Below are 12,315 nucleotides of genomic sequence, written 5' to 3' on the forward strand. Positions count from 1 at the left end.
AAGAAATAAAACAATAAAAACTAGGACAAAAACAGACTGGCATTCAGCATTTATTACTAAACTTTTAAAGCCAAAACACAGTATATTTACTTCTAATCGCAAATAAATGCCTATTTTATTCAATTTTATTAAGACCTTTGTATTGGTTTATATCCGGTATAACAAAATGACCTTGAACTATTTGTTCTCGGTGGTAATACCCTAACAAAATAGAAAACTGAGCTTTCATGCTCAACAATAAAAACATCAGCGATGTCTATAACGAATGAAACTGAGCTAACAGGCATACAAAAAGCGAGCGATGCCGTTGCCATCACCTTAAAGGCTATGATAGAATATGCTCAAGAGGGCATGTCCACGAAGGAGCTTGACGAATATGGAGCCGAAATATTAAAAAGCATGGGTGCAAAATCTGCTCCCGCTCTCACTTATGATTTCCCAGGTTACACGTGTATCAGTATAAACAACGAATTTTGCCACGGAATACCTACGGCGGAAAGGATATTGCAAGAAGGCGATTTGATCAATATCGATGTATCTGCCGAATTAGATGGATATTGGGCTGATAATGGTTGTTCCTTTGTTATAGGAAAGGACATCTTTGAACACGAAAAATTGGTCAATGCATCGAAAGAAATTCTTCAAAAGGCAATCAATAATATTCGTGGTGGTGTGAAAATAGCGGATATTGGGCATCTAATCGAAACTGAGGCTAAAAAAAGAGGGTATAAAGTCATCAAGAACCTTGGGGGACATGGTGTAGGAAAAAGTCTGCACGAGGAGCCCGACGAACTGCTTAACTATAAAAACCGCTTCGACCAACGAAGATTTCGAAAAAATACCGTTGTTGCTATTGAAACCTTTATTTCAACGACCTCCACATACGCAACCGAACTCAACGATGGCTGGACAATGGTTGGGGACAAGGGTGGATTCATGGCACAACACGAACATACGATTCTCATTACCGATGGCTATCCCGTTATATTAACTGCACAGAATGCAATTTACTAACCAGTCATAAGAAGATACTTAGAGGTCTTTTCGAGCAAATTATTGAAAGCTATCGAAAAGACCTATTTTCTTTAAACAAGACTCCAAACTTGTGGTATAGTGCATCAACCCTTTACATCAGGATAGAGGTTGTTAAAATAATTAAGGGGCCTCTCATAACGAGAAAACCCCCAAATAATATATTTTTATGGCTAAATAATTTTTGTCAAACCCAAAGATTAATCTCACTGGATAACTGACTACAGCAGTAAAAATAGCTTATTCTTCTCAGCAAAAAAGTGATGAAAATCACTTTTCATAAAAATTTTATTCTCGTATTCAAAATTCAGCTTCACTCGTCTTCACATGCCCCTCAACTATTGTCTTTTAACTGTTTTGAAAACTATTTTGAAAAACACCAAACATTAGAAAACCTTTGTTCCAAACTCTTCGCTTCCAACCCTTAATCCTTGCTCAGCTGCCTGAATAAACATGTGGGATAAAACGCTACGATAATATTTGTATTTAGGCTGGTGTAACTTATAAAGTTTAGTATTTTTGATCGATTAAAGTAATCTAGATTGAGAACAATAAAATTCCATAAGGGAGAATGCGGTGTTGACTTCTTGTTGAATGTCCTCAACGAAATAGAAACGGATTATACACATCAAGAAACTTACCATAAAGACTTTTTTGAAATTCTATTTTTCAAAAAAGCGAAAGGCAGATTGATATTGGGGCAAGAGATCCTCTCCTTGTCCGACAATTCAATTATCTTTATTTCAGCTTTTCAGAAACATACCTGGGAACTGGATCCTGAACACCTTGAGTTTACAACATTGATTTTTCAGGAAGACTTTTTAAATGATTTCTTTTCGGATAAATTATTCACATACAAACTATTATATTTCTACCAGCTTAGTTATGTACCCCAGATTATAGCAGATGACACACATATGTCAAAATTCTTAGGTCTTCTCGCCGAAATTAAACTTGAACTCATGGAAACCCAAGCAGATAGTGTCCATATTATTCGTTCTTTACTTTATTACCTATTGCAAACTTTAAACCGAAAATATGCACGCTTAAATATGCTTCCGAACCAAAAAGCGGAAAATAACTTCGCCTATCAATTCAAAGAACTTATGGAACAGTTCATTCGGGAGAAACAACGGGTAAACGAATATGCGACACTTATGGGAATAAGTAGGATTACACTAAATCAGGCCGTTAAGGCACAGTTTAATACCACAGCAGCCCACTTACTTCGACAACGGTTACTATTCGAGATTCAGGATCTGCTGATCCACTCTGACCATTCCGTTAATCAAATTGCTTTTGATCTTAACTTTTCAGAACCCAATCATTTAATGCGTTTTTTTAAAACTCAAACTGGAAAAACCATAAGTGCATTTATTCAGGAATTCAAATAAATGTTGAATTATCTATTATACAAATTGTCGCTATGGAAATCGCGCCATGCAGATCGGCCTCCCCATGGCCCGATTTCCCAATAAATCAATAGCGTGCCAAGTACGTCTCGATATCCTGAACCTGCGCATAAAAGAACGCCAAAGCAGCAAGAAAGGCATGCTGAACATCCAGTGCAGCAACTACGGAACCATTAATCTCAAGATCGCGCGTTGCACAGGCATCAGCAATTACAGTACATGAAAAACCTAAATCGACAGCGGCGCGTACCGTAGCGTCGATACACATATGGGTCATCATGCCTACGACAACAAGTTTCTCGACCTTATTGCTGCGAAGGTAATCCAATAATTCTGTCTCTCTAAAGCTGTTGGGAAAATGTTTACGTATTACTAGCTCGTTTGGCATTGGACTCACGCTTTCATGAATTTCGGCAGCTCTTGTGCCATCAATAAAGAATGGCATTGCTTTTGGATCTGAGGAAATATGTTGGATATGGACCACCGGCAATTTTTCTCGCCTAAATTGGTCGATCACTCTTCTGGCGTTCATCCCTGCCTTTAAGGGATCCACAAGTTCCATTCCGCCATCTTCAAAATACTCGTTTTGAATATCAATGACTATTAATGCGCTATTTCTCATCTATTTTATGAATTAAGTTTAATACAAAATTAAGCTGGATTTAGCGGCGATGACCTACCAATAAATCACCAAATACTACCATTTTGATAAGAGCGATAAGACGGGATGGATAGAAAGTTATGTAATGTTTTACATAATTTCGATCAAAAAATCACCAACAAAAGCTAACTTCGCTGCATATAAACGTCACATACAGGTGATAAATCGTAATAATAGATATCATGGCATTGAAAGAATTACAACACAGCAAAATATATGGCGCAGATAACGGTGGCACTCCATTAATTGTCCTACATGGGCTTTTTGGCATGGCAGACAACTGGGGATCCTTTGGTCGTAGTTTTGGCGAGAAAAGACAGGTACATCTACTCGATCTTCGTAATCACGGACGAAGTTTCCATAGTGAAGATATGTCGGTGGAAGTTATGGTAGACGATCTGCTATCCTATATTGCATCCATTGGAGCAGATAAAGTATTGCTATTGGGCCATTCTCTAGGCGGAAAAGTAGCGATGCAATTTGCTATTGACCATCCTGAAAAGATTGAAAAACTGATCATCGCTGATATAGCCCCGAAAGCTTATCCTCCACATCATGAGGACATATTCGACGCGCTATCTGCTGTAGATATTACAACACTAGAAAACAGGAAAGATGTACAAGTAAAGATTGAACACTACTTGAGTGATCCGGGTGTTATCCAATTTTTATTAAAAAATGTATATATCAGAGAAGATCGAAAATTAGATTGGCGCTTTAATCTGGATGTTTTAAAAAATAAATATACGGAGTTTATTACTGTCGGGGTAAAATCAGGAATATTCAACGGCCCCACATTATTTCTACCAGGAGAAAAATCAAGATATATATTACCTGAAGATAAGATTAAGATCAGGGAACAATTTCCAAATGCCGTATTTAAAACAATTCCTAATGCTGGTCACTGGGTTCAAGCTGAAAATCCACAGGCATTCGACGCATTCGTTGCCGAGTTTTTAGATCGATAAAAATGAGATACATTGAATGTCTACTCCGACTTGCTGGTCCTTAAAACCTCTCGTAAGATGTAGACATTCAAGACTATTATTTCAACGCCTTTGCGTAGGTCTTTATCGCACGATCACGGGCAATCTGATGGTCAACCATAGGCTCACAATAGGCTGGAGTACCTAATTCAGGAACCCATTTTTTTATATACTCCTGATTTTTATCGAACTTCTCAGCCTGAAGCGTCGGATTAAAAACCCTGAAATACGGGGCTGCGTCGCAGCCACTGCCTGAGGCCCATTGCCAGTTACCATTGTTGGCCGACAGATCATAATCATTTAATTTTTGCGCAAAGTAGGCCTCCCCCCACCTCCAGTCAATCAAAAGGTGTTTACAAAGAAAACTGGCTACGACCATTCGTACGCGATTGTGCATATAACCGGAAGTATTCAATTGGCGCATACCCGCATCTACTAAAGGATATCCGGTCTGTCCTTCACACCATTGCTGGAATTCTACCTCATCGTTCCGCCATTGTATGGCGTCGTATTGCTTTCTAAAGGATTCGGTAACAACATGCGGATAGTGATAGAGAATCTGCATAAAAAATTCACGCCAGATCAATTCAGACAACCAGGTCGCATTGTGTTTTAAAGCAAAGGTAACACACCGACGTACACTGATTGTTCCAAAACGAAGTGCTATCCCCAAATGAGTAGTGCCCATTAACGCTGGATAATCGCGGGTTTTATCATAGTGATCAATGATAGTAGCATCCAGGTGTGGTTCTTTAAAGCTAAGATCGGTCTCTAAAAAACCTAAGTTCTCCAAAGAAATGATCTGCTGATGCTTTTGCTGAACGAAGGGTTCCATTGCGTAGGTATAGGAACGATGGTCCTCAGGACGTAATTTCTCACGCCATTTTTTTGCATAAGGCGTATAAACCGTATATGGTGTCCCATCATTCTTTAAGATATCTGCTTTATCAAAAATAACCTGATCTTTCACAGCTTTGAAGGGAATTCCCTTAGCTTGACAGAACTCAAAAATTTCTTTGTCCCGCGCAATTGCCATTGGCTCATAGTCCCGATTACAATAGACGCCCTGCACATCAAATTTTTCAACCAAGTTCCTGTAGATAGCGATAGGTTTACCATAGAACGTATTCAACGTTGCACCACTTTCCCCTAGTATAGTATTGATACGGGTTAAAGCCTGATGGATGTAATGAAGACGTCGATCCCTTTTATCCTCCAATTGCATCAAAATTTCCTCGTCAAATATAAATATAGGTAGTACCGGATAACCCAAAGCCAGCGCGCGAGCAAGCCCGGCATTATCATCCAGCCGTAAATCACGACGAAACCAAAACACAATAATTTTATTTTTTTCCATAAAAACGACCAATATTTACCATCATTACCCATGTTAACAATTTTAAAGGGTAAAAGGTTAACTCAATAATTAGGTAAAAATACCTCTATAAACAGACTGAACCATCAAAGGTACTTGAAATTCCCCTTGATGGTTCAGCATTGAATAATTTTATTGTGTTAGTTTTTCAAACTTGCCATGTCAATAACAAACCGGTATTTAACATCACTTTTCAATAGTCTATCATAAGCATGATTGATATCCTGCATTTTAATCAGCTCTATGTCGGATATAATATTGTGTTTACCACAAAAATCAAGCATCTCCTGTGTTTCGGCTATCCCCCCGATCATCGAACCTGAAAAACTCTTACGTGTTGGAATCAGGCTAAAAGGAGCCACAGGAAGTGGATGCTCCGGAGCACCAACAAGAGTCAGGGAACCATCTCGTTTCAATAAACTTAAATAGGCATTGATGTCATGCTGTGCCGAAACACAATCTAAAATGAAATGTAAAGTTCCCGCATGCGCTTTCATTTGTTCTGCATCAGTTGACAAGATCACTTCATCGGCACCTAAACGTTTGGCGTCATCCACTTTAGACGCAGACGTTGTAATGACAACAACTTGTGCTCCCATTGCTTTCGCTATTTTTACCCCCATGTGTCCCAAGCCGCCGATACCTACGATACCTACTTTTTTTCCTGGTCCCACATTCCAATGCCTCAAAGGCGAATAAGTGGTAATTCCAGCACATAATAAAGGCGCTGTTGCTGCAAGATCCAAATTTTCAGGAATGTGGAGCACAAAATCCTGGTCTACTACAACGCGTTCGGAATAACCGCCGAATGTCTGTTTATTAAGGTGCTTATCGTGTCCATTGTAGGTTTGAATATTTCCACTTTCACAATATTGTTCCAGTCCTTCCTTACAACTTTCACATTCGCGACAACTATCTACCATACAGCCTACACCAGCCAAATCGCCGACTTTAAACTTGGTCACCGCTGAGCCAACTTGAGTAATTCGCCCCACAATTTCATGGCCGGGTACATTCGGATAAACGGTCCCACCCCATTCGTTTCGCGCTGTATGTAAATCCGAATGGCAAACTCCACAAAATAAGATATCAATCTCGACATCTTTCTCCGTCACTTCGCGACGTTCAATATCCATCTGTTTTAGATCGGCCGTTGGTGCACTTGTTCCAAAAGCTCTAATTGAAAATGTACTCATACTTGATAAAATTGTTGTTTTCTGTTTTAAATGACTGCATAAAATTCCTATGTACAACACAGATTCCATCCGCACGATAAAATTAACCAATGGATGGAAAAAATGTTTTGAAGGAACGATAACAAAAGTAAAAAGCAACTTTCAGAATTATGTTGCCATAAAGCTCAAGTTGCTGTTTCTTTACGGCTCATCGCATCATGCTTGAACATCTGTGATAAGCTAAGCTTTGTAAACCGCACGGGTTCGTCAGGATTTTGTACCTGTTCAAACGAACTAATCAGCATCTTCTACCTGTACAGACGGATTAATCAGTATCTTCTACCTGTACAAATTGCATTGCCAACCCCTGTTTCTGGCAGATGTTCAGAATAGAAAATTCCAATCGGGTACTAATCCGCAGGACAAGCAAAAATTGCTGATCATCCAACAATAAATCAATATTTTTTATCTCCGGGAAACTCTGATAGAGAAAATGATAAATCTCGCTGGCTTTCCACTTCAGCTTACGAGATAAAGAATAAACAACTTTATACATATTTAGATTATTTCAAAATTTTAACGGCAATTTGTTGTAATTGGTGGTTCAAAAAAGGCATCTGTTTCAGTTCCTCAAAATCTCGGGCTAGTCGAACCCTTTTATTTTCATTTTCCAGCGCAAGAGCGAGGCTATCCAAGCGCTCCACATCATTGTGTATCAATAAATAACAATCGATATCGGGATCCAGTACCCCCATCATTTCAGGGCGGATCGTTTCCTCTGTCTCCACCATGACCAAAACGCATCTTTCTGATGCAAAGCTATCCACCGACTTGCCTACTTTCGCATTTAACACCATAGTTGTCATCCTGTTTATTGTCTGTATAAAAAGAATCGATCAATCAAAATAGACATATTCTGTATTTTTGTCGAAACCACCTCCTAAAAAAAGAACGATATACGTCCCTACTATTTACAATAACTTATTCTCGTTATCCTGTCGAATGGCTAGCGCAGCCCCTTAACACATATACTTGTCAACCAGGAAAGCCTCGCTTCAAAATCCGGAAAACGATCAAAAAGTAAAACTTCCTGCTCAAAACAACGTGATGTTGTCACTAACATTTCCGATAAAAACAGGATATCCTTTTCCTCCAAGGCCTGAATTTCTTCTTTCCTAACGGCTAATTCAATCATTTCACGAATCAGCTTAATCTCGTCATCCAGCATGTATCGTGTTTTTGAAACCATCAAGGCTGGGTCGGATTTCATATCTTCGAATGCGAGATGAAAGCGTTTCGTAATTAAATTAATCTGACGTAGTTTTGCTTGTAAAAAACCAACTAAATTATCTTCCAGTGAAGCTTCCCTGTTATAAGTTCTACTCGCGACCTCAAACACTTGCTGACATAAGTACTCCGCAATCGCATCAAAGACATCCATCTTACTGGTAAAATAGTAATACAACGTGCTCCGCCCCTTTCCACAAGCTTTTGAAATATCCTGCATGGAAACCCTTGCAAATCCATAGGTTTCAAACACTTTCATGGATGATAAGATAATTTCCTCTTTAATATTTTCTTGTTGACCTGTCATTACTCGACAAATCTACAAAAAATGTCGAAAAATCAATTCACCCAGCCAACTTTTTTTCGCCACTCATTGTAGGTGTCGTTCTCCTGATCCAGAAATGGAATTCGCTCCACATCTTCAATTTTATTCATTTCTTTAGGATTAAGGGGTAAAAGGTTCATTGTGCTCCTTAAGCTGTTTATTGCATTTTTATCTTCCACGGGATAAATACTGCCACAGCTGCTTAACTGTGTCCCATAACGTTGCGGCTTACTTTTGAAAACCTGAATTCGATCGTGCAAATAAGCCAGATTTGCGAGATTGATGTCCATGATATTATCAAGAAGCAACTGATAACAATCTTGCATAAATTGAGGTTCTCCTATCGCATGCTGAACAATCAGCCAAGCTGAATTGCTAGCTGCTTCGCCGACTTTTGAAATAGTTGGATAACCTATTTCGGCAATGATTTCACGTAATCTTTTTGCATTCCGTCGGTGAATGGTTTCCATCTCCACATGATATCCCCCATGAAGCTCTCCCCTCTGCAATAACTTTTCCCGCATTGATTCTTCGTCCTGCCCTAATCGGATAATCTCTTCCGCAATATTTCTATATAACATCTCAATTTTCTAAAATTTTTAATACGTATTTTACTTCTCTAAATCCTTTCCCCCTCGGCCGGTAACCTATTACATTCATACGCTATTTTGCTCAACTATTGCTAGATTACGTTTGATTTGAATACATCGACGGAAATACACTACGTTTTATGTATAATCTTATTCAGGTGGCTTACATCAGTAAGCCCAAATTCAGCGACAATTTCCTTTAAGGTAACTCTTCCTGTTGCTATTCTTTGACGTATTAATGTATTGCGGTAGTTTTGAATATATTCGCGTAAGGTAATTCCTGCCTGACGTTTAAAGTAAATACCGAGATAATCGTTGGCAATGTTAAAATGCTCCGCCATTATTTATATCCGTAAACGATTGGGATCGTAAATATTTTTATGGATATAACAAAACATGGCCTGCAGGTCACGGCTTTTAAAACTATTGCTACGCAATTCGGGCATATTCCGCTGCAAAACATGTACAACACTGAATAATTGGAACCAAATAAGCTCCTGATTTACAATTTGATCTTTTCTTAATAAGAGAAGGGTATCAAAGATCAGTGTTATTATCGCATTATCTTCTCCAACTAACTGAAACCCCATCTGATGAGTTTCTCTACTTTTTATAAGATATTCCAGCTGTTGTATAGCGGACGTAGAACCCGAACTGTTACGACAAAGGTAGGCGTCGGTGAACTTAAGATATACAAAATGGGTGAGTTGTTCGATTTCAAAATAATGTTGGTCATCTGGCCCTAGTAGAAAGATCGACCCTGCTTTGTAAGGAAATGAATGCCCATTAACAATATGTCGCCCTGTCCCCTCACGAATAAAAATGAACTCGTAATGATTGTGATTGTGTTCCGGATGAGTCCATTCAAGTATCTTAAACCCTGAAATAAGCACCGGTTCAAACTGACGATAACGTTTCATTTCAGAAATATACCTAATTATATTGGATTTTTACATTAAAACCCACTAAGCTTCCAACTAACTTTGGCCCTATAAGTAATATAGAAAGATGAAGACTAGAAAAAACACCGCTTTAGTTGTTGGCGCCAATGGCGTTGTTGGCAACAATCTCATAGACTATCTTGAAAAGATGGAGGAATGGGAAATTATAGGTTTATCACGACGAGCAAATGCCGATCGGGCTAACGTTCGTTTTATCGCTGTAGATTTATTGGATATAGCCGATTGTCTCAAAAAGCTAGGCAACTTGGATACCGTAACCCATATTTACTACGTTGCTTATCAGGATAGACCGACCTGGGCTGAGCTAGTGGAGCCCAATATGAAAATGCTAAGCAATGTTTTGACCGCGGTGGAACCGGTAGCAAGTGATCTTCAGCACATCAGCTTAATGCAAGGGTATAAAGTATATGGTGCTCATCTGGGCCCTTTCAAGACACCAGCCAAAGAATCAGATGCCGGACATATGCCGCCGAAATTCAATACCAGCCAACAGCAATACCTCGAACAATTGCAAAAGGGTAAGAAATGGACTTGGTCAGCGATGCGTCCGTCAGTTGTTGGTGGAACGGCCCCCAATAATCCCATGAATCTAGCGATGCTCATTGCTGTATATGCATCTATCTCAAAAGAACTCGGTATTCCACTTCGATTTCCAGGAAAAATTGGCGCTTTTCAGACATTGATGGAAATGACCGATGCAACACTATTAGCCAAAGCAACGGTATGGGCCTCGACCAATCCACAAGCGGCCAATCAAGCCTTCAACATTAACAACGGCGATCTCTTCCGCTGGAAGGAACTATGGCCCAAATTAGCGGCCTATTTTGATATGGAAAGCGCTGATCCTATTCCGCTATCACTCAACACAATGATGGCAGACAAGGAGCCTTTATGGCAAAAATTAAAAGAAAAGCATTTATTAAGCTATAGCTATGATCAAGTTTCAGCTTGGCCTTTTGGCGATTTTGTATTTTCTTGGGATTATGATTTTTTTGCCGATGGCACAAAGGCAAGGCGTCTCGGCTTTCATGAATTTATTGACACCGAACAAATGTTTTATCAGCTCTTTGACGAAATGCGTAAAAAAAGAATAATTCCATAATAGCAAAGATTAAATTTTACCGTCTATTTTTGTAACTTACCCGGCTCAAGCATAACCTTTACTTCATTGCAATTTCATCCGGTATCATTTTATCGTTTCATAGTCAAAAGGATAGCAGATGTTTTGATAAAACAAACAATATGAATACAAAAAAAGCCTTTGTAGTTGGATCAGGAAAACTGGCAAACGCGATACTGGAAGCCGATTATTCCATCCCCAATGTAGAAATTCTACCTTGGCAGCCATCCATTACAACGTCGTCGCCATCGATCATTATACATGCCGGATCGGGTCGGGAGCTGCAAGATTGTCTTGATTTTTGTGCACGTACGGATTCGGTATTCATTGAATTGTCTACAGGGCTAGAGACCGAAAAGCTCGAGACAGCGTTTCCACTTGTCATTTGCCCAAATACCTCCATACTTTTGCTAAAAACACTCCATATGCTTCAACAATTTGGTCATAATTTCAAAGACTACGAAATATCTATTATGGAGTCTCATCAGTCCTCCAAGCTTACTGAACCAGGTACAGCTTATCATATAGCCAATTCTTTACATGTCGCTCATGAACGCGTTATCTCTATTCGCGATGCAAAAACGCAAGCTTATAAAATCCATATTCCCGTTGCCTACTTAGAAAAGCATGCCTACCATCAGATTGTGATCAAAGATAAAAATGATGAAATTAAAATTGAGACCAAGGTCCTCGGACATGATTCTTATTCAAATGGTGTCAAAAAAATCCTTGAAGCATGTGTCAACAATAAATTAGCCAATAGAAGGCATACTGTATTGGATTTGGTAGCTATGGGGCTACTTTAGTTAAACTTTCAATTTAGAAAGGAGCTTTCTACACAACGTCTAAAAATATGGGATTTGGAGTATTTATCTTTATACCGTTGCTGATAATTCTGCTGTTATGCGGGGTTATCACAAAAAGACGATTCTTCGGGTATGCAATTTTATCTCTGATCGGTGGCGCAATTATACTTTTTTCTTTGTCTCAATTTTTTCAATGGATCACGAGCCCAAAAATCCTAAAAAAAGAAGATTATTATGGTACCTACCACATAAAGCGTGACCTGTTCCCAGGAAAACAAGCTGACTGGCAATATAATAGCTACAATTTTGTCATAAAGGATAACGAGTCGATTTATTTCAACGTCGTAAGTGCGGGTAAAGTATCCAAAGTTTACAAAGGCAAGATCGAAACAGTCTGTCCTTACCAATCCGCACGCTTAAAACTGTGGATGGACTTCCCCGCTCATCATATTCTTGCTTCAGATCCAACGGTATACCGAAGCCCTTTAGGCTTCTATTTGGTATTTTATTCGTCGAAATATAACAACGTTTTTTTTGAAAAAGACTGACATTGAAGCGTTATTTAACATGACAAGATATTTTCT

15 protein-coding genes are annotated in these 12,315 nt (G+C 39.0%); 6 read left to right on the forward strand and 9 right to left on the reverse strand.

What is annotated here, in order from left to right; genetic code table 11:
• The first annotated feature begins 252 nt into the window (after positions 1-252).
• Together map and B4Z90_RS00845 are read left to right on the forward strand one after the other, a co-directional pair.
• Entirely contained in the window at positions 253-1,014 is a 762-nt protein-coding gene (map, locus tag B4Z90_RS00840) for a type I methionyl aminopeptidase (protein WP_286801184.1), read from the forward strand.
• A 560-nt stretch (positions 1,015-1,574) separates the two neighbouring features.
• Complete coding sequence (locus B4Z90_RS00845) at positions 1,575-2,426, forward strand: helix-turn-helix domain-containing protein (protein ID WP_046674601.1); 852 nt, start codon at positions 1,575-1,577, stop codon at positions 2,424-2,426.
• 85 nt (positions 2,427-2,511) lie between these two features.
• Here B4Z90_RS00845 and B4Z90_RS00850 read toward each other — a convergent pair whose 3' ends face one another.
• Positions 2,512-3,066 carry a cysteine hydrolase family protein gene (locus B4Z90_RS00850; protein WP_115049316.1) on the reverse strand — a complete coding sequence of 185 codons (555 nt, stop codon included), beginning with the start codon at positions 3,064-3,066 and terminating at the stop codon, positions 2,512-2,514.
• A gap of 221 nt (positions 3,067-3,287) precedes the next feature.
• Between B4Z90_RS00850 and B4Z90_RS00855 the strand changes: the two genes are divergently transcribed.
• Positions 3,288-4,073 (forward strand): alpha/beta fold hydrolase, encoded by a 786-nt coding sequence (locus B4Z90_RS00855; protein ID WP_046674599.1) that lies wholly within the window; start codon positions 3,288-3,290, stop codon positions 4,071-4,073.
• Between the two features lie 76 nt (positions 4,074-4,149).
• On the opposite strand, the gene B4Z90_RS00860 is transcribed toward B4Z90_RS00855, so the two are convergent.
• The 8 genes from B4Z90_RS00860 to B4Z90_RS00895 form a co-directional block, all read right to left on the reverse strand.
• Complete coding sequence (locus B4Z90_RS00860) at positions 4,150-5,448, reverse strand: cryptochrome/photolyase family protein (protein ID WP_286801185.1); 1,299 nt, start codon at positions 5,446-5,448, stop codon at positions 4,150-4,152.
• Positions 5,449-5,606: 158 nt separating this feature from the next.
• The gene (locus tag B4Z90_RS00865; RefSeq protein ID WP_201639082.1) at positions 5,607-6,662 is read right to left on the reverse strand and encodes an NAD(P)-dependent alcohol dehydrogenase; all 1,056 of its coding nucleotides are present in this window, start codon (positions 6,660-6,662) and stop codon (positions 5,607-5,609) included.
• A gap of 304 nt (positions 6,663-6,966) precedes the next feature.
• The gene (locus B4Z90_RS00870) at positions 6,967-7,197 is read right to left on the reverse strand and encodes a hypothetical protein (protein WP_046674596.1); all 231 of its coding nucleotides are present in this window, start codon (positions 7,195-7,197) and stop codon (positions 6,967-6,969) included.
• Between the two features lie 7 nt (positions 7,198-7,204).
• Entirely contained in the window at positions 7,205-7,507 is a 303-nt protein-coding gene (locus B4Z90_RS00875) for a hypothetical protein (RefSeq protein WP_147282053.1), read from the reverse strand.
• 140 nt (positions 7,508-7,647) lie between these two features.
• The gene (locus tag B4Z90_RS00880; RefSeq protein WP_046674594.1) at positions 7,648-8,235 is read right to left on the reverse strand and encodes a TetR/AcrR family transcriptional regulator; all 588 of its coding nucleotides are present in this window, start codon (positions 8,233-8,235) and stop codon (positions 7,648-7,650) included.
• Between the two features lie 32 nt (positions 8,236-8,267).
• Complete coding sequence (locus B4Z90_RS00885; RefSeq protein WP_115049322.1) at positions 8,268-8,834, reverse strand: DUF6624 domain-containing protein; 567 nt, start codon at positions 8,832-8,834, stop codon at positions 8,268-8,270.
• 140 nt (positions 8,835-8,974) lie between these two features.
• Positions 8,975-9,184: a helix-turn-helix domain-containing protein gene (locus B4Z90_RS00890; RefSeq protein WP_286801186.1), complete on the reverse strand. Its 210-nt coding sequence runs from the start codon at positions 9,182-9,184 to the stop codon at positions 8,975-8,977.
• A 3-nt stretch (positions 9,185-9,187) separates the two neighbouring features.
• A complete protein-coding gene (locus B4Z90_RS00895; RefSeq protein WP_286801187.1) occupies positions 9,188-9,763 on the reverse strand; it encodes an AraC family ligand binding domain-containing protein in 576 nt (191 codons plus the stop codon).
• Between the two features lie 88 nt (positions 9,764-9,851).
• Here B4Z90_RS00895 and B4Z90_RS00900 point away from each other — a divergent pair, with 88 nt between their 5' ends.
• From B4Z90_RS00900 to B4Z90_RS00910, 3 genes are all read left to right on the forward strand, one after another.
• A complete protein-coding gene (locus tag B4Z90_RS00900) occupies positions 9,852-10,907 on the forward strand; it encodes an SDR family oxidoreductase (RefSeq protein WP_286801188.1) in 1,056 nt (351 codons plus the stop codon).
• 140 nt (positions 10,908-11,047) lie between these two features.
• Positions 11,048-11,731, forward strand: a complete 684-nt coding sequence (locus B4Z90_RS00905; RefSeq protein ID WP_286801189.1) for a dihydrodipicolinate reductase C-terminal domain-containing protein — start codon at positions 11,048-11,050, stop codon at positions 11,729-11,731.
• A gap of 47 nt (positions 11,732-11,778) precedes the next feature.
• Positions 11,779-12,279: a hypothetical protein gene (locus B4Z90_RS00910; RefSeq protein ID WP_286801190.1), complete on the forward strand. Its 501-nt coding sequence runs from the start codon at positions 11,779-11,781 to the stop codon at positions 12,277-12,279.
• The last annotated feature ends 36 nt before the right edge of the window (positions 12,280-12,315 follow it).

Origin of the sequence: Sphingobacterium sp. UBA5639 (genome assembly GCF_002421245.1) — a bacterium.
Classification (GTDB): Bacteria; Bacteroidota; Bacteroidia; order Sphingobacteriales; family Sphingobacteriaceae; genus Sphingobacterium; species Sphingobacterium multivorum.

Bases quoted from the DNA above. Each gene is read 5' to 3' on its own strand.
- map (WP_286801184.1), top strand. From the start codon at position 253: ATGTCTATAACGAATGAAACTGAGCTAACAGGCATACAAAAAGCGAGC.
- B4Z90_RS00850 (WP_115049316.1), bottom strand. From the start codon at position 3,066: ATGAGAAATAGCGCATTAATAGTCATTGATATTCAAAACGAGTATTTT.
- B4Z90_RS00855 (WP_046674599.1), top strand. From the start codon at position 3,288: ATGGCATTGAAAGAATTACAACACAGCAAAATATATGGCGCAGATAAC.
- B4Z90_RS00860 (WP_286801185.1), bottom strand. From the start codon at position 5,448: ATGGAAAAAAATAAAATTATTGTGTTTTGGTTTCGTCGTGATTTACGG.
- B4Z90_RS00865 (WP_201639082.1), bottom strand. From the start codon at position 6,662: ATGAGTACATTTTCAATTAGAGCTTTTGGAACAAGTGCACCAACGGCC.
- B4Z90_RS00870 (WP_046674596.1), bottom strand. From the start codon at position 7,197: ATGTATAAAGTTGTTTATTCTTTATCTCGTAAGCTGAAGTGGAAAGCC.
- B4Z90_RS00875 (WP_147282053.1), bottom strand. From the start codon at position 7,507: ATGACAACTATGGTGTTAAATGCGAAAGTAGGCAAGTCGGTGGATAGC.
- B4Z90_RS00880 (WP_046674594.1), bottom strand. From the start codon at position 8,235: ATGACAGGTCAACAAGAAAATATTAAAGAGGAAATTATCTTATCATCC.
- B4Z90_RS00885 (WP_115049322.1), bottom strand. From the start codon at position 8,834: ATGTTATATAGAAATATTGCGGAAGAGATTATCCGATTAGGGCAGGAC.
- B4Z90_RS00890 (WP_286801186.1), bottom strand. From the start codon at position 9,184: ATGGCGGAGCATTTTAACATTGCCAACGATTATCTCGGTATTTACTTT.
- B4Z90_RS00895 (WP_286801187.1), bottom strand. From the start codon at position 9,763: ATGAAACGTTATCGTCAGTTTGAACCGGTGCTTATTTCAGGGTTTAAG.
- B4Z90_RS00900 (WP_286801188.1), top strand. From the start codon at position 9,852: ATGAAGACTAGAAAAAACACCGCTTTAGTTGTTGGCGCCAATGGCGTT.
- B4Z90_RS00905 (WP_286801189.1), top strand. From the start codon at position 11,048: ATGAATACAAAAAAAGCCTTTGTAGTTGGATCAGGAAAACTGGCAAAC.
- B4Z90_RS00910 (WP_286801190.1), top strand. From the start codon at position 11,779: ATGGGATTTGGAGTATTTATCTTTATACCGTTGCTGATAATTCTGCTG.